16 protein-coding genes are annotated in these 17,973 nt (G+C 35.2%); 8 read left to right on the plus strand and 8 right to left on the minus strand.

The features are described 5' to 3' along the window. Positions 1-73: 73 nt before the first annotated feature. The 4 genes from HR057_RS13370 to HR057_RS13385 all read right to left on the minus strand — a co-directional run bounded on the left by HR057_RS13370 (position 74) and on the right by HR057_RS13385 (position 4,756). Entirely contained in the window at positions 74-2,005 is a 1,932-nt protein-coding gene (locus HR057_RS13370; RefSeq protein WP_173731948.1) for a heavy metal translocating P-type ATPase, read from the minus strand. 324 nt (positions 2,006-2,329) lie between these two features. Beyond that, positions 2,330-2,491 carry a BH0509 family protein gene (locus tag HR057_RS13375; RefSeq protein WP_173731949.1) on the minus strand — a complete coding sequence of 54 codons (162 nt, stop codon included), beginning with the start codon at positions 2,489-2,491 and terminating at the stop codon, positions 2,330-2,332. 380 nt (positions 2,492-2,871) lie between these two features. Continuing rightward, positions 2,872-3,075: a nucleic acid-binding protein gene (locus HR057_RS13380; protein WP_173731950.1), complete on the minus strand. Its 204-nt coding sequence runs from the start codon at positions 3,073-3,075 to the stop codon at positions 2,872-2,874. Positions 3,076-3,334: 259 nt separating this feature from the next. Continuing rightward, positions 3,335-4,756, minus strand: coding sequence for an NAD(P)/FAD-dependent oxidoreductase (locus HR057_RS13385; protein ID WP_173731951.1), 1,422 nt, complete (start codon positions 4,754-4,756; stop codon positions 3,335-3,337). 216 nt (positions 4,757-4,972) lie between these two features. On the opposite strand from HR057_RS13385, the gene HR057_RS13390 reads away from it, so the two are divergent. From HR057_RS13390 to rlmD, 6 genes are all read left to right on the plus strand, one after another. Beyond that, positions 4,973-6,196, plus strand: a complete 1,224-nt coding sequence (locus HR057_RS13390) for a TsoY family (seleno)protein (RefSeq protein ID WP_173731952.1) — start codon at positions 4,973-4,975, stop codon at positions 6,194-6,196. Between the two features lie 148 nt (positions 6,197-6,344). Further along, positions 6,345-6,806: an RDD family protein gene (locus HR057_RS13395; RefSeq protein ID WP_173731953.1), complete on the plus strand. Its 462-nt coding sequence runs from the start codon at positions 6,345-6,347 to the stop codon at positions 6,804-6,806. 455 nt (positions 6,807-7,261) lie between these two features. Next, entirely contained in the window at positions 7,262-8,083 is an 822-nt protein-coding gene (locus HR057_RS13400) for a YfkD famly protein (RefSeq protein WP_230474454.1), read from the plus strand. 256 nt (positions 8,084-8,339) lie between these two features. Next, positions 8,340-9,881, plus strand: a complete 1,542-nt coding sequence (locus tag HR057_RS13405) for a fumarate hydratase (RefSeq protein ID WP_173731954.1) — start codon at positions 8,340-8,342, stop codon at positions 9,879-9,881. A 211-nt stretch (positions 9,882-10,092) separates the two neighbouring features. Beyond that, entirely contained in the window at positions 10,093-10,944 is an 852-nt protein-coding gene (pdaA, locus tag HR057_RS13410; RefSeq protein WP_173731955.1) for a delta-lactam-biosynthetic de-N-acetylase, read from the plus strand. 270 nt (positions 10,945-11,214) lie between these two features. Further along, a complete protein-coding gene (gene rlmD, locus HR057_RS13415; RefSeq protein WP_173731956.1) occupies positions 11,215-12,630 on the plus strand; it encodes a 23S rRNA (uracil(1939)-C(5))-methyltransferase RlmD in 1,416 nt (471 codons plus the stop codon). A 34-nt stretch (positions 12,631-12,664) separates the two neighbouring features. On the opposite strand, the gene HR057_RS13420 is transcribed toward rlmD, so the two are convergent. The 4 genes from HR057_RS13420 to HR057_RS13435 all read right to left on the minus strand — a co-directional run bounded on the left by HR057_RS13420 (position 12,665) and on the right by HR057_RS13435 (position 14,983). After that, positions 12,665-14,143: a recombinase family protein gene (locus tag HR057_RS13420; RefSeq protein WP_173731957.1), complete on the minus strand. Its 1,479-nt coding sequence runs from the start codon at positions 14,141-14,143 to the stop codon at positions 12,665-12,667. After that, entirely contained in the window at positions 14,140-14,310 is a 171-nt protein-coding gene (locus HR057_RS13425) for a hypothetical protein (RefSeq protein ID WP_162835916.1), read from the minus strand. The genes HR057_RS13420 and HR057_RS13425 overlap by 4 nt, the downstream gene beginning before the upstream one ends. Positions 14,311-14,429: 119 nt before the next feature. Further along, entirely contained in the window at positions 14,430-14,783 is a 354-nt protein-coding gene (locus HR057_RS17405) for a recombinase family protein (RefSeq protein ID WP_173732003.1), read from the minus strand. Further along, positions 14,732-14,983 carry a recombinase family protein gene (locus HR057_RS13435; RefSeq protein WP_173731958.1) on the minus strand — a complete coding sequence of 84 codons (252 nt, stop codon included), beginning with the start codon at positions 14,981-14,983 and terminating at the stop codon, positions 14,732-14,734. Before HR057_RS13435 ends, HR057_RS17405 begins: the two co-directional genes overlap by 52 nt. Positions 14,984-15,291: 308 nt before the next feature. Between HR057_RS13435 and HR057_RS13440 the strand changes: the two genes are divergently transcribed. Together HR057_RS13440 and HR057_RS13445 are read left to right on the plus strand one after the other, a co-directional pair. After that, positions 15,292-16,761 carry a type I restriction-modification system subunit M gene (locus tag HR057_RS13440; protein WP_173731959.1) on the plus strand — a complete coding sequence of 490 codons (1,470 nt, stop codon included), beginning with the start codon at positions 15,292-15,294 and terminating at the stop codon, positions 16,759-16,761. Then, a complete protein-coding gene (locus HR057_RS13445; protein WP_173731960.1) occupies positions 16,758-17,948 on the plus strand; it encodes a restriction endonuclease subunit S in 1,191 nt (396 codons plus the stop codon). The genes HR057_RS13440 and HR057_RS13445 overlap by 4 nt, the downstream gene beginning before the upstream one ends. The last annotated feature ends 25 nt before the right edge of the window (positions 17,949-17,973 follow it).

A 17,973-nucleotide genomic window follows, 5' to 3' on the forward strand; every position in this document is an offset into this window, starting at 1 on the left:
ACGCCTGAATCCCCTTTTTTCTTTTTGGTGTGCAATTGATTTGATGGTGTAAATTGAGCTATTTATTTTAAAATTATCGAAGCAAGCGCAATCCATTTAAAATGACTAATAATGTGCTTCCTTCATGACCGATCACTCCAAATGGGAGATCGAGAATTTGCAGGAAGTTGGATGCGATTAACAGCATGATCACAGTAATTGAAAAGATAATATTTTGTTTAATAATTCTCGTCATTCGTTTTGAAAGTTTAATGGCATCTGCGATTTTTGTAAGATCATTTTTCATAAGAACGATGTCTGCTGTTTCAAGTGCCACATCGGATCCTTCTCCCATTGCAATCCCAACAGTGGCAGTTGCTAGGGCAGGGGCATCGTTAATTCCGTCACCGACCATTCCGACATGTTTATAACGTTCTTTAAGCTTTTTTAAATGTTCAACTTTTGTTTCAGGCAGACATTCGGCGATGTATTCGGTCACACCGCTTTCTTTTGCGATGGCTTGAGCTGTATAGTTGCTGTCGCCTGTTAACATGACAGTATGGATTCCTTGTTCATGTAATGTTTGGATGGCTTCTTTTGTAACATCACGTACGACGTCTTTTAGGGCTAATAGACCTGCAATGCCTTGTTCATCTTTTATAAAAACAATGGTTTTTCCTTCACTAGCAAGTACCTTCGATATTCCATCATGAAACTGTTCGGCTTCTTCGCGGCCGACAAAATCTTTTTTGCCGATTTTCCATTGTTTATTTAGTACATTTGCTTCAACACCCCAGCCGGATACATCTTTAAATTGCGCTGGTTCAACAAGGGAAAAGTCGTATTTCTCTTTTACATATTTAACAATGGCTTGAGCGAGAGGATGATTTGAATGATTTTCAATCGATGCAACAGCTTGAAGGAGTTTTTCCTCATTTAAATCCTCTCGAATAACTAAATCGGTAACTTGTGGTTTTCCCAAAGTTAATGTGCCAGTTTTGTCAAATGCAATGGCTCTCAACACTGTTAAGTTTTCGAGATGAACACCGCCTTTAACAAGGATACCGCGTCTTGCGCCATTAGAGATAGCTGCTAAAGTTGCTGGCATAATGGAAGCCATTAATGCACATGGTGAAGCAACAACTAATAAAATCATCGCCCGGTAAAATGTTTCCTGCCAGCTCCATCCTAATAGATAATGCGGTAAAAACATCATGAATAGAACAGTTATTAATACAACTTTTACATAAGTCCCTTCAAATTTTTCAATAAACAATTGAGATGGTGCTTTTTCGCTTTGAGCGTTTTGTACAAGATGAATGATTTTTTGAAACAAAGTTTCGTCGCTTTTTTTCGTAATTTCTACGACAATAGAACCATTTAAATTGACTGTACCTGCAAAAACTTCATCTTTCATGCTTTTGTTGACAGGGATGGATTCACCTGTAATAGCTGCTTCATCTATAGTCGTTTCACCGCGGACAATGATTCCGTCCGATGGAACGCGCTCACCCGGTTTTATTAAAATTTGATCGCCAATATTCAATTGTGAAACATGGACTTTCTCTTCATATCCATTTGTGATGCGCAGCGCTTCTTCTGGTTGAAGGCTCATCAAGCTTGAAATTTCTTTTTTGCTTTTATTCATTGTATAAGTTTCAAGTGCTCCACTTAAAGCAAATATAAAAATTAAAACAGCTCCTTCTTCCCAATAACCGATGATGGCAGAACCGATAGCTGCAAAAATCATCAGCATTTCAACATTAAGTTCTTTTTCAACAAATGTTTTTGTGATGCCTTCTTTTGATTTGGCATAGCCGCCAATGACGTAAGCAAGGATAAAAACCGCAATGGATGCAGATTCCTTGTTTAAGTTGCCTAAAATCCAAGCGGCAACAATGAGCACCCCGCTAAATAATGCAGCGATCAATTCGATATGTTCTTTTATTTTATTTAAGAAGTTTTTCTCTTGAACCACAACCCCTAATTGAGAATGTTTATCTATTACTTTAGTTTGAGAATGCAATTTTATTCCTCCTCAACTATCTAATTGATAATTATAATCATCATCAATACCTTTATTTTAAAGGAATTTAGTGCTGTTGCATGTCTAAAAATATTAAAATTATTTTAAGTAGTAAATTAAAATAATTCTAAACTGATTATAGCATAGGACCCCTTTGATGAAAAGTAATAATTTCATAATTCAATAAAAATATAGGAAAGATCGATTGGCTTTAAGTCATGTAAAGGGGAAAATGGAGGCAAAAAAATAACCTCTGTTTTATTACAGAGGAGGTAAAGTGAAAAGTGATGTGGGGAGATTTAGCAAAGAAGTTGTTAGATGAAATTAAATAATAATGTTATCTTCAACGAATTCTTGACAATGGTAGTAAATGTTTTTGTAAATGTGTTCAATTTCATCGTCTGTCATATACATCAACTTTTCAGAATTAAACTCACGATTTTTTGTTATAAACTCAATCATATTTTTCCGTTCTTGGCGGCTCATTTTTCATTCCTCCATTTATAAAAATAATTTAGTGACACTGTGATAATACAGAATATTTATTTGTTATGTATTATATAACAGTTATTTCAAAAAGGTCAATGATTTTTTTGAAAATTTAATAAAATAGGCAGTTCATACTACGAACTGCCTTTAAAAAGTTTGTATGGTTATTTAATGACGCGGAGGGAATAAAGCCGTTTTTAAAATTTTAGCGTTAAGAACTAAAAAGCGGAAAAATTGGTATATTTTACACTTTCTAATAAATAATGTTTTACGAGTTGGGACCATATCTTTAATAATTTCCATTATGCATTTTCCTTTCTTTGAATATAGTTGTGGGTAAAGGAAAAAAGTAGTCTAATATGAAACTTCAAATTCATTTACTGTTTGAATTTATTAAAATCATCAACATATAAAGCAACATTGCCACAATTAGGACACACTGAAGCTTTAAGTTTTGCCGATACATTATTAAAAAGTCCTTTTCCTTTTTGGGTGATTTTAATTCCAGAAATATCTGCCTCAACAGTCACTCTGCAATCATTGATCATTTCCGTTTGACATTGGTTGCATATTCTTTTCATTAGTAAACAACCCCCTAGTATGATAAAGTTTGATTTATATTTTTCCTCAATTATAAAAACCGACTGCAACTTTATTATTCAACTTAATATATGTTTTCATCTTTTATAAAAAAATTCCTTTAAAGACAGCATAATACAAAATATAGTATAGGGGGTATATAAGCGCTGTCAAAAGGTATAAAATCTTTTATGGTACGTCTTTTTTTCATCGATCATCATGCAACATTTTTTAGGAAACGTCTTGATCGTTAGAAATGTATTATTCAGGAATTAAGCTCCATCCAAGATTGCCTTTCATCTTATAAATAAACATTGAGTGCAATGTCCGTTTAATCCAAGCACCAGCAAGCCCAATTTCCATATCGCATATTTTAAGGTCTCGTCCGTATTCAGGATACCTATCAAAATCCGGTACGACAGGATACATTAAAATCGTTGCAGCCGAGCCGTTCCAAATTGATTTTCCGATTGATGCAATACAGGCGCCAGGCATTTCTGCCATCGACTCACGATGGGATGGAGAACGGCCTTCAATCATGTCAATGATATTAAAAGCGACAATTTTTCCAATGATTCCGGCTGCCATGCCAGTCCGTGGTGCAGTGGCTGTGATAACGGTTCCATTTTTATTTGTAAATGGTTTTGATATCGAGCCAGGCGGAGCAAAAGCAATTCCTGCTGCAAACATATTTGGATAGAAAGGAGACTGGTATGTTGATGGCCAATCAGAAGGTTGAAGATTCTCCCAGTTTTTCCCGTATCCGCCATCTACTAACATAAATCCACCTGCGTTTGTAAGTTTTGAAGTAATGTCTTCACCGTCTTTATTTACATATTTAATATTCATTCCTCTAAACTGCGGAATAAGCATGGCATAATCAAATTCAGTTTCGCCAATTTCACCTTCGTAATTTTCCCAAATGACTTTTCCTTTTTCGACTTTTTTGACCGCTGTTTGGACTTGATAATAAATGCCTTGCTCAGCGAAAAGGGATTTAAGAAAAGCTTCCGATTTCATAATGTATCCATATTTTTTAGCATAAATTCCACCCACGCCAAAATCGCCTAATGCTGGTTCATTAGAGATCCACATCAGCTGCGCTTTGTCCCTTAGTCCCCTGTTAACGAGATCGTTATGAATGTTCGTGATGTATTCTAAAGCAGCCCCTTGACAAGTTGCTTGACCGTGACCGGTTCCAATTAAAATTTTTACTTTTTCTCCTTTTTCCATTCTTGAAACCAACTTTAGATAAGCATCTCTCGCCATTTTGGCATGATGGATGTTGCAGATGGAGTGGGAATAGCCATTGTCCGGACCTAAACCTTCTGTTCCTTCAAAGTTTAAATAAGGTCCTGTCGCATTTATTAAATAATCATACTCAATCTTTTGTTTTGTTCCATCCTTCGATTCGGTCACAACATATTGTCTATCTGGGTGGATTTCTCTAGCCCAAGCTTGAATGAATGTGATCCCTTGTTTCTGAAAAACGGGTGCAAGTTCAAACATGGTTTGCTCAGGTTTCATTCGACCGATTCCAACCCAAACTAATGATGGAATATAAGTAAAACGAGGCCATGGATTTACAACAATTACTTCATGCTTTTTATCTAACTTTTTCCTTAAATACAAAGCTGCTGTTTGCCCTGAAAAACCAGCTCCTAAAATAACTACTTTCGCCATAGTAAATCCCCCTTTTAGACAATATTTCATAATTTATAAAAATTCTATTCTTATTATCTATTATATACCTAGATGGGTATAATAAAAAGGAAATTATTGATAATAAAAAATAAAAAATGTTTATATTTTTTTTTCTTGAAAAAATACCCCAAAGGGTATAAAATATAACCAAAATATCAAATACCCTATACGGTATATAAAAGGAGAGATTTTTATATGAGAAAAAACTTAGGTGAGCAATATAGCCCATTATATTTTCTTGCTGCCTTAGGTAACGGAGGGATGACGGTAGCGTTCTTTCTATTATTGATGTTCATGGTCAAACACCCAGAAACACCAATTCCAACGTTTGAACATGTATCAGCAGCATTTAACAGCGGTAATATTGCTCTTAGTGCGCTCATCATATTTGCAACCATCGGCATTCTGTTCTTTGCCATTAATCATTTCCGATTATTGCTTTGGAACATAAGGGAGTATCGGGGTTTTAAACAGACAGGAGCTTATGAAAAATTAAAAAATTCAGCTGCAGCCGTACAATTGATGGCTATTCCATTAACGATTGGCATGAGTGTAAACGTATTATTTATTTTAGGCGGCGTCTATGTTCCTGGATTGTGGAATGTTGTTGAATACTTATTTCCTGGTGCATTGGCTGGATTTACGATTATAGGTATTTATGCGTTGCGAATCTTTACTGACTATTTTTCACGCTTTGTTATTCATGGATCGCTTAATACTATAAATAATAACCATTTAAGCCAATTATTAGCAGTCTTTGCATTTTCAATGATTGGTGTTGGATATTCATCATCTGCAGCCATGAGCCACGAAACAGTAACTTCTACAATCGGTCTTGTAGGCGCTATTTTCTTTGGAAGTATTGCGGTAATTTTAGCAGTTGTAAAGATGGTAGTAGGATTTCAATCCATTCTTAAACAAGGCATTGATAAAGCAGCAAGCCCGAGTATTTGGATTATCATCCCGATATTAACTATATTAGGGATTACGTTTGTAAGATTGTATATGGGTGTAAACCATAATTTGCTGCATGTGAAAGATCCTTCCGTTGTACCAATCTTTTTAGTGTTAACTGGATTATTATCAGTACAAATCATTTTTGGCTTATTCGGATATAAAGTATTGAAAAGCATTGGTTATTTCAGGGAATTTGTAGATATAAAAGGTTCCGGCAAAAGTCCGGGAAGCTATTCGTTAATTTGTCCAGGTGTTGCATTTACAGTTATGGGCATGTTTTTCGTTCATTATGGTTTTGTTAGAACTGGTATCGTTGAACAGTTCTCCACTGTTTACTTCTTGTTATTAGCACCATTCTGGTATGTCCAACTTAAAACGATAACTACAATTTTTGCGCTGAATAAAAAATTATTAAAATCACAAGAACCACAAGCTGTATTAAAAGAAGTAAAAAGCTTATAAAAATAAAAATAAAAGAGAAGCCCTTTTTCAGATAAGCTGGAAAAGGGTTTTTTTAGTAATCCGCTCCCATCCTGATTTTTCATATTGTAAAAAAGTAAATGGTAATAATCGTTAAATTTCTGTTATATTTTAGAAAGGGGGTGTAAAAATGGAAAAACGTTATGCAGGATTTTGGATACGCGTAGGGGCGTGGTTTCTTGATTTTTTAATTCTTCTTATTCCAAGTATTATTATTGATTATTTATCTTTTCAAATTGCAAAACCAATGGATATGGGATATTGGGCTTATCAGTTTAATTTGAATACGCCAACATGGACTTCTTATGATACATTGAGCACGCTGTTGTCCACCATTTTTTGTGCTATCTATTTTGGTTGGATGACTTCCAAATACCAAGGAACTTTAGGTAAGCTGATCGTCGGGCTGCGAATCATTGGAGAAGATGGGCGTGCGATCACTTTTGCACGAGCAATTGGAAGGTATTTTTCTTATATTTTATCCAGCTTTTTTATGATCGGTTTTATCATGGTTGGACTAACAAAGAAAAAACAAGGATTGCATGATAAAATATGCAAGACCTACGTGATTTATAAACAACAAGATTCATGAACATAATAGTTTAGTAGTATTGTAAATTTATACTAAGCAAAGTTATTAATGTTGCATTTTAGTTAAAGTTGAATGTTTCTTTAACCCGTTTTGGAACTGGAATCATTGTATTACTTCTAGTTATTATCACCATCCTATTATTTGTAACTTCAATGACTGTGCGAAAAAAATTATGTAAGCTCAAGATGCCTTTTTCAGACATACATCTGGAAAAGGGTTTTTTATTTTATGATTTGCAAAAAATGTTCGCCAAAGCAAATGTGTTATCTAGAGATAATTGCACCTCCTTATTAAAAATTCGGACACAACAATAATTTTTGCTCAAGCGGCCGAACGGATTTTATTAGCTTATTGAAGTGATTTTTAATCAACTATAAATTTCCAATGTGTCCAATGGATAAATAAGCAAATCTTCGAAAAAAATACAAATAAGCAATAAGAAGGAGGTCAAAATTTTGAAGGCGCTAAAATTAACAATAATAATAGTTATGACATTTTTTATCTCATTGTTTAACTTTCAAAGTTATCCGAGCGCAGCTGAAAGTACAAAAGTAAATAACCAAAGCAAAATAAAAGTGCCTGACTCGGTTTTAGATATTACGAAGGAAAATACGTACCCAAATCCGACTCAGGATTTGCCTTATCTTCAACCGAGCGATTTAGCAAAAAAATTGTTGGAAACCGCAGATGTTCCAATTCAGAACCCTGATCTTATTCGTATTTTAAATGAATCAACGATCCAAACAACACCAACGCAATTCGGATTTCGGGCAACCATTTATCTAGGTCAGTGGCCGTTAAGCTATGAATCAACAGAAACAAATATTAACTGGGAATATAAACAGGCCAATGTAAATAAATTTGATAATCGCGGTGGTAATAGTCCGCAAAAAATTCATTATATACAAGAAGACGAAGCAGTGATCAAAGGCGGATTAACATCAAGAATTAACAATGCGGAAGAAGTGCAAAAAATGATGATGTTAACAGCTGCGAAAAAGACAGAATTGCCGCTAGCATTTGAAACAGTGATTGGCCAAGGAACGAAAAAAGATCGAGTGTATAATGTCGCTCCGAAAAAGTTAGGGTATTTATATGCTTATGCTCCTGCAGTAAATGAGAAAGGAAAAGTAACATTTGGTGAAGTTTATTTAGAATTTAAAGGCAGCAAAGTAAGGCTAAAAATAAAAAATATAACTCAACAAGGCATAGGTGCGTGGATCCCGGTACAAGACCATTTATCATTTAAGTTTGTAACGACGGATACACCTCGATAAACGGTTCAGATTCTTTGGGGCTTGATGAGAATAAATTATTTTTATGAAGGACCGTTCTGTTTTAATAAACATTGCACGGTCTTTTTTTGTGCAATAAATAAACTTATTAAACATTTACTATTTGCAAGATAAACTGAATTATTTTCACTTTTTGCACTATTTCCTTATATTTTGGGTTTCTAAAAAAAAAGACAAGCATTATAATAATGGATGGTAGAGCCTTTTCCAAAAAACAAAAAGGGGGACGGGGAAAAGAATGGAAAAACTATTTGAAAGCATGTACCAATTAGTTGTTGAAACTTCTACAAAATTACCAAAAGATGCAAGACGTGCTATTTACCAAGCAAAATTGCGCGAAAACGCTGGCACTCGGGCAGCGATGTCATTGGATACAATTTCACAAAATATCATCATGGCGGAAGAAAATATTTCGCCAATTTGCCAAGACACAGGTTTGCCTACTTTTAAAATTAAAACACCTGTTGGCGTGAATCAATTAGAAATTAAAGAAGTGATCCGCAAAGCTGTAGCAGAAGCTACAAAAAATGGTAAACTTCGTCCGAACTCTGTTGATTCATTAACTGGTGCCAACAGCGGGGACAACCTTGGCGATGGTGTACCAGTTATTAAATTTGAACAATGGGATAAAGATTATATCGATGTTCGCCTTATTTTAAAAGGAGGCGGCTGTGAAAATAAAAATATTCAATATAGCTTGCCATGTGAATTGGAAGGCTTGGGACGTGCAGGCCGCGATTTAGACGGTATTCGCAAATGTATTTTGCACTCTGTCTATCAAGCACAAGGCCAAGGCTGTTCTGCAGGCTTTATCGGCGTTGGCATCGGCGGCGATCGCAGCTCCGGTTATGATCTTGCGAAAGAACAACTATTTAGAAATCTTGATGATGTAAATCCAAATGAAGATTTGCGTAAATTAGAAGAATACATTATGGAAAATGCCAACAAACTTGGCATCGGTACAATGGGATTTGGCGGTGAGACTACGCTTTTAGGCTGTAAAATCGGTGTCATGCACCGCATTCCAGCTAGCTTCTATGTTTCTGTTGCCTATAACTGTTGGGCATTCCGCCGTCAAGGTGTGAAAATTGATCCAGCAACTGGAGCAATTCTAGAATGGCATTATCAAGAGGGAGACGATGTTGATTTCAGCAAGAAAGTTGAACAAGCACCTGCAGCAGTTGAAGGTAATGACAGCCCTCGTGAAGTAGTTCTAGAAGCACCAATTACTGAAGAACAAATCCGTTCATTAAAAGTTGGTGACGTTGTAACAATCAACGGAAGAATGTATACAGGCCGTGACGCTATCCACCATTATTTAATGGAACATGACGCACCGGTTGATTTAAATGGTCAAATCATTTATCATTGCGGTCCGGTAATGTTGAAAGACGAAGAAGGAAAATGGCATGTAAAAGCGGCTGGTCCAACAACAAGTATCCGCGAGGAGCCTTACCAAGGCGATATTATGAAGAAATTTGGCATCCGTGCAGTCATCGGTAAAGGCGGCATGGGTCCAAAAACATTAAAAGCATTGCAAGAACATGGCGGCGTTTATTTGAATGCCATCGGTGGTGCAGCGCAATACTATGCTGACTGTATTGAAGCTGTTGACGGCGTTGACCTCATGCAATTCGGAATTCCAGAAGCAATGTGGCACTTGCGTGTCAAAGGCTTTAAAGCCGTTGTTACAATGGATTCTCACGGCAACAGCTTGCACCAAGATGTTGAAAAATCATCCCTTGAAAAACTTGCTCAATTTAAAGAAAGAGTGTTTTAATATTTGACGTACAATCTCATTTAGTAAAGACGGCTGATCGGTCGTATTTTAAAAGGGGTCCTTCAAGTCGAATGTAGGCTTGAGGACGCCTTTTTATTTTGATTTGTTCACACATTAAAGTACGGCTACATTGGAAAATCATGTTTCGTATGAAAGCAAGCACCTTTCAAAAACTATAAATAACAATTGGCAAAATAGGAGGATTCCAATGATGAAAGGTGCTGTTAAAGTTTTTTTACAAATTACAACAGCGATTGTATTTCTATTAAGCTGTTCATTGCCTATAAAAGCTGATGAGTCTGTTTCGAACCATCCGCTACACTGGGGGATGAAAAGAAGCCGCAATCACCAGCCTGCAGAAGCTGGGGAATTATTTGAAAAGACATTAGCGAAATACGGCTCATTTTATATTGGCGATACTTCGAAAAAAGATATATATTTAACATTTGATAATGGTTATGAAAACGGCTATACTGCGGAAATATTGGATGTACTTAAAAAGAAAAAAGTGCCAGCCACGTTTTTTGTAACTGGCCATTATATAAGCAAAAATGGAGATCTTATCAAAAGGATGGTTGATGAAGGGCATATTGTAGGTAACCATACATGGCACCATCCAGATTTAACCCAAGTGAGTGATATTCGTTTAAAAAAAGAACTTCAACTTGTTGAGGAAGAATACAAAAAGATTACTGGCAAAGATGATATGATGTACTTAAGACCGCCAAGAGGCATATTTAGTGAGAGAACATTAAAACTTTCAAGAGACCTTGGGTATGTCAATGTGTTCTGGTCGCTTGCTTTTGTCGACTGGTATGTCAATAACCAAAAAGGGTGGCGGTATGCTTATGATAATATTGTGGAACAAATTCATCCCGGTGCAGTAATTTTGTTACATACTGTATCGGAAGACAACGCTAAAGCTCTTGCAAAGGTTATTGATACACTTCGAGACCAAGGCTACACGTTTAAAAGCCTAGATGATTTAATGCTCGAGAAAACAATGCCGAAACCGCTTATGTATGAGAAATATTTTTATCTGAAAAAAGACACCCAAGAGTGATAGCAAAGGATATTTCATTGGTAAGAGAAGGACGGTTAAGTGAAAAAACTTTGTCCAAGAATGTAAACAAAATGAAAAGAAAGGCATTATTCATCCGCAAACAATTTTCAAATGCAACTACAGAAGATAAAGAGCGTTCAAAGTTGAAAATTCAGCTTTCTGAACTGCTCTTTTTTCATGTAGTATTTGTTTTTGAGGAAACAACTAATTGCTTGTCTTTTGTGATAAAAACTATAATAAGAACAGAAAAAATGAAATGGAGAAATACATATGTCAAAGCAAAAACAATTAAAAAAGAAACAAACGAATCTAACACAAAACGAAGGACCGTTGAAAGTCGGACAAGAATTTCCGCTTACGATAAAAAGAATTGGCATCAATGGAGAAGGGGTTGGCTTTTTTAAAAAACAAACGGTTTTTATACCTGGTGCTTTGCCTGGTGAAGTCGTTACCGCTGTTGCAACCAAAGTCCATCCCAATTACGCTGAGGCAAAAATCAAAAAGATCCGTAATCAATCACCGTATCGCGTTAAGCCGCTTTGCCCGGTTTACGAAGAATGCGGCGGCTGTCAACTGCAACATTTAGATTACAAAGAGCAGCTCAATGTAAAACGCGACATTGTCGTTCAAGCGTTAGAGCGGCATGCAACATTGAATGTTGAAAAGCTCGATATTCGAAAAACGATCGGCATGGAAGATCCATGGCGCTATCGCAACAAAAGCCAGCTTCAAGTCGGACGAGATGGCAAAAAAGTGTTAGCGGGATTATATGGTATGAACTCACATGAGCTCGTTGACATTTCTGAATGTTTGATCCAGCATCCAAGCACAAACCGGGCAACACTAATCGTGAAAAGTATATTAGAGGATTTAAATATACCTATTTATAATGAGAGAAAGCGGGAAGGACTTATACGAACGATTGTTGTGAGGGTCGGTTTCCAAACTGGTGACATTCAACTTGTTATTGTTACTTCGAAAAAAGAGTTTCCGAAGAAGGACCTTTTCGTTGCGGAGGTGAAAAAACGATTGCCTGAAGTGAAATCCATTTTGCAAAATATCAATGGTGCAAAAACATCGCTTATTTTTGGAGACGAAACGATTCATCTTGCTGGCAAGGAAACGATTCAAGAAACATTGGGCGATTTATCGTTTGAGCTGTCAGCGCGGGCATTTTTTCAGCTCAACCCTTTACAAACGGTGAAGCTCTATGATGAGGTGAAAAAAGCGGCACAATTAACTGGCAACGAAAAAGTAGTCGATGCTTATTGCGGCGTAGGAACGATTGGATTATGGCTGGCAAGGGATGCCGCTGAAATCCGGGGGATGGACACGATCCCTGAATCCATCGAAGATGCAAAGAAAAATGCAGCGAAACACAATATTAATCATGCAACTTATGTTGTCGGAAAAGCAGAATATTGGCTGCCGAAATGGCAAAAGGAAGGTTGGCATCCAGACGTCATCATCGTTGACCCGCCACGAACCGGCTGTGATGAGCAATTTCTGAAAACCGTATTAAAAGTAAAACCGAAACGATTGATTTACGTTTCTTGCAATCCGTCTACATTAGCGAAAGACATTCAGTTTTTAAGCAAGGAATATGAAGTAAAATATATACAGCCTTTTGATATGTTTCCGCATACGAGCCACGTGGAGTGCGTTTCGCAGATAGTTTTAAAATAAAAAAATGAGGCAAGATAAGGTTTTTCTCTTGCCTCTATGCAATTTTTGGTGTAGCAAACCGGTAATGAATAATCGGTGTACCGTCTTTTTTTACCTCAATTCGATTAATTAGTCGGTGAAGAATATCCTTCGTTAATTCATCGAAATTTAGGAATTGAAGTAATTCCTTTTTGAGTTTTTCAATCGTTTCGATTACATCATCGTTTTCCATCAATGTAAGAAGTTTATTTTTTTGTTCCATTAATTCAGTTAATTCCTTGTTCGTTGCTTCAATACTCTCCTGATATTCTTCATGGGTAATGATTCCGTCAGCTAACAGGTTGATGAATTTTCTTTTTCGATTTTTTAAAACATCCATCTGTTTGTTAATCTTATTGATTTTCTTTTGAGAATCCGATTTTGTACTTCTCGATTTTCTCTCCATCTTCTTTATATATTTCTCTTTATCAACTTGTTGAATTAAGGTTTGGATGTCTTCTAGGATCGTTTCTTTTAGAAAATCCTCTTTTATCGTGTGGGCGGTACAAGCCTTTTTGCCATGACGGGCATAACTTCCACAAATGTAGCCCCGACGATTACTTCTATACCACATTCCCGTACCACAGTCAGCACAATAGAGAATGTTGGTAAAAAGATGTAATTTGGGTGCTGTAATATATTTTCTTCTCTGCTCTAATTGATTTTGGACAGCATCAAACGTTTCCCTAGATATAATTGGCTCATGTGCATTTTTGATAATAAACTGTTTTTCTTTAGGAACGTTTTTTCTTCTTTTACTTGTTACACTTACTGTCGTTGTTCTTCCTTGAACAAGATCCCCAACGTAATGGGGATTTGTCAAGATGCATCTAATGGTAGAATCATGCCACTTATCTCCTGCGTTTGCTTTTCCAGCTATTTGAGCAGGAGTAGGAATTCCCTCGTTATATAGCCGTCTTGCAATACTTTGTCGTCCGTTTCCTTCCAAATATTCTTTGAAAATTCGTCTAACAATATTTGGTGTTTCATCATTTCGGATATACAATTTTCCATCTCTTACTTCATACCCATATGGAGGGTTTGATCCTTTAAAAAGTCCATTTTTTGCTCGAGTTTTTAATGTCTCTTTCACACGATTACTCGTGTTTTGAGATTCTTGTTCGTACATCCATGCATAAAGGCCAAACATATGAGTGTTCCCTGTTAATGTATTGATCGCATTATCTAAAGTAATGATGTGAATCCCTTGGTTTTCACATAAGTTTTTGATTTTATAGGATAATTCTCCATTTCGGGCAAGGCGTGATAACTCTTTGGCAAGAATGATATCGAACTTCTTATCCTGAGCATCTTCAATAAGTTTTTGAAGTTCTTCTCTTTTTGCCGTCGTCCCGCTCTCAACGTCAATATAAAATTTGTAAATATCCCAACCTTTTTCCGCTATATAATTATAAAACAGTTCTTGCTGATATTTTAAGGAATCTTTTTGTTCTTCTTTATCGGTAGAAACACGAACATATACTGCACATCTCATTTTGAATCATACTCCTTCTCGTCTTTTTGAGATGTAGCAGTGTTTACCTTACTAGCATTATTGACGAGTTCTTCAATTTTATGATCAATAATTGAATTTATAACATCCATGAAGGTGAGCGAAGTATCTGCAAAAATTCGCTCAACGGTGTTTTCTGATCTATTCATGATTTATCGCTCTCCCTTTTATAATTTTTCAATATAAAAAAATCCGCAGAATTACATAACCAACAATTTGAATGGTTACGTAACCTCTGCGGATCTCGCTTTTTATTGGGTTACACTATTTATTTGACTTTGTATAAATATTCTTCAATACGACGTTTAGATGAATGTAGTTTTTCAATGAATCGACAATTTTTTTTATATTCCATTAAGGATATCAAATACTGTAAATATCTATTTTCTTTTACTGGTTTATTCGTTCTAATATAGACTGCAGGGAATCGGATGTTTTTTTGTTGTAAAACATTATTAAATGAACTGAAATTTCTTAGTAATTTATCATCGTCACTATGGATAGTATTTATTTGATTATCCACTGTTACGATATGGATTTTGTTTTGGTTATAAAGATTTTCTAATTCCATCAATAGTTCAGTATTTCTATAAAGTCTTGATGGGTCTGTAGCAACGATAATATCAAATTTCCGTGACGAACATCTTCAATCATTAATTTCAAATTTTTATTTTTATCAATTCCAGAACTGATATCAGAATAGACGCATGTGAGTTCCCACCTTTTTTTCAAGACGAAATCTTTAATCATCTCTCTTTGAATTCTTAAATTTTCATCTGCAAGATTTTTGTTTGTAGTTCGAATATAAGCTACACATTGCATAACAAATTCATCTCCTTAGTTATTTGTATTTTTCGTTTTGCATAAAGCATTGTATCTTTGATTTTTCATATTTGAAGAGAAATAAGGAATTTTTTAAAAAAATTTTAAGTTGATTTTTTGATTAACCGATTTGTTCTGAAACATTATACTTATCGATTCAATGTATTTTAATAGGATTTTAAAATTTTTTAAGATATTTTGGATTAATCAATTGGGTAAATAGTTATAGGTCTCCAAGATTATCCTTTTAATAAAATGAGATAAATAGGTATAATGAAGATATATAAGATGCAGCAGGAGGAAGTTATATGATTACAGGAGAAATAAAAAATAAAGTTGATAAAATATGGGAAACGTTTTGGACAGGTGGGATTACAAATCCATTAACGGTTATTGAACAATTTACTTATCTTTTATTTATAAAAAGTTTGGATGAAGCGGAAACGATTAAAGAGAAGGAAGCGGAAATTTTAGGGATTCCTTTTGAAGGAATCTTCCCAGAAGATAAACAACACTTGCGCTGGCACCGTTTTAAACAGCTCGGATCCCCAGAAGAAATGTATCGTGTTGTTTCCGATGAAGTTTTTCCTTTCATTAAAAATTTACATGGTAAAGATAATTCAGCATACTCCAAGTACATGGGCGATGCGATGTTTTTAATCCCAACAGCGAATATGTTGGCAAAAATTGTCGAAGGAATTGACAATCTTCCTTTAGATGATCGGGATGTACAAGGGGATTTATATGAGTATCTACTTTCCAAATTATCAACGTCTGGTACAAACGGGCAATTCCGCACACCAAGACACATTATTCAAATGATGGTTGAACTTATGAAACCAACGCCAGAGGATATTATTATTGACCCTGCTATGGGGACGGCTGGATTTTTAGTTGCAGCAAGCGAATACTTACGTAAACATCATAATGATATGTTCCTTGTTCAAGGCTTAAAAGAACATTACCATAACACCATGTTCTACGGTAATGATATGGACCGGACAATGCTTCGGATTGGTGCCATGAACATGATGCTGCATGGTGTGGACAATCCAAATATTGACTATCGAGATTCTCTTTCTGAAATTAATAAAGATAAAGAAAAATATACGTTAGTGCTGGCAAATCCTCCATTCAAAGGATCATTGGATTATGAAGCGGTTTCAAATGATTTATTAAAAATAGCCAAAACAAAGAAAACAGAATTATTATTCTTATCCTTATTTATTCGTATTTTGAAACCGGGTGGACGAGCTGCGGTCATTGTTCCAGACGGTGTGTTATTTGGAAGTTCAAAAGCACACAAAACGATACGAAAGGAAATCATTGATAACCATAAATTGGAAGCCATTATTTCCATGCCAAGTGGGGTCTTCAAACCATATGCAGGAGTTTCAACGGCAATCATGATTTTCACAAAAACAGGTGCAGGTGGTACAGACAACGTTTGGTTCTATGATATGAAAGCAGACGGTTTTTCTCTAGACGACAAACGCAGTCCAATTGAAGAAAATGATATACCGGATATTATTGCAAGATTTAATAATTTAGAGGAAGAAAAAGAACGGAAACGGACAGAACAATCATTCTTTGTTCCGGTTGAAGAAATACGGGAAAACGAATATGATTTGTCGATAAATAAATATAAAGAGATTGAATATGAAGAAGTGGAGTATGAAGCACCTAGTGTCATAATTGAAAAGATTATTAAACTTGAATCTGAAATACAAGAAGAATTGAAAGAGTTAAAAGAAATAATAAATGAGGTAGTAAAATGAAATATAAACTACACGAAGTGTTCGAATTTATTAGAAATGGAGCCAATATTAAACAGGGAATTGAGGGCGGTTACCCGATTACAAGAATAGAAACTATATCAGATAGATACATAAATAGGAATAAAATGGGGTATGCGGGGATATATGATCTATCGAAATATGAAGATTATCTTTTAAAAGATGGGGATATATTAATGTCTCATATCAATAGTGAAATTCACTTGGGGAAGTCTGCAATCTATCAAAAGAAAGATCCTGAAGAAAAGATAATTCATGGAATGAATCTTTTATGTTTGAGACCTAATCCCAAAATTATATTTCCAAAATACGTTTTCTACTATTTCAACACACATTTTTTTAAAATGAAACTAAACAAGATTATAAAAAAATCTGTAAATCAAGCAAGTTTTTCAGTAACAGATTTAAAAAAGATAGAAATTGATATACCTAATATAGATATACAAATTAAAATCGCAAATACCTTAGATAAAGCTCAAGAATTAATTGATAAACGGAATGCCCAAATCGAAGCATTAGACCAATTAACGCAAAGTGTGTTTTTGGAGATGTTTGGTTCAATTCGAGGAGAAAAGTTACCTTTAAGTGAGTTATGTGAAATAAATCCTCCGAAAAGAGAGGTAGCTGACTTAAAAGAGGATACGATTGTTTCTTTTATTCCCATGGCAAATGTTTCAGAAACCGGAGAAATTGATTTGTCTGAAACCCGTAATCTTGGTGAAGTGTATAAAGGATTTACTTATTTTAAGGAAAACGATGTTCTTTTTGCAAAAATTACACCTTGCATGGAAAACGGAAAAGGTGCTATTGCGAAAAATTTAACCAATGAAGTCGGGTTCGGTTCAACTGAATTCCATGTTTTAAGACCAAAAGAAGGAATTACAAGTGAATGGCTATATTATTTAACAACATTACCCAATTTTCGTCAGCAAGCTGAGAAAAACATGACCGGAAGTGCTGGTCAAAAACGTGTACCTAAACAGTTTTTTGACAAATATAAAGTTAACAAACCTACGATAGAATCACAGGAAGAATTCAAAAAAATTATTTTGAAAATCAATAGTCAAAAAGAAATGTTAAAAAAGAGTCTAGCGATTTTAGATACAAATTTCCAATCACTTATGCAACTTTCCTTCAAAGGTGAATTATTTACCGAAGAAAAAGTTTGAAAGCCTTAATCAAAGGGAGGTGTCT

Origin of the sequence: Calidifontibacillus erzurumensis (assembly GCF_013303125.1) — a bacterium.
GTDB classification, from domain to species: domain Bacteria; phylum Bacillota; class Bacilli; order Bacillales; family Bacillaceae_J; genus Calidifontibacillus; species Calidifontibacillus erzurumensis.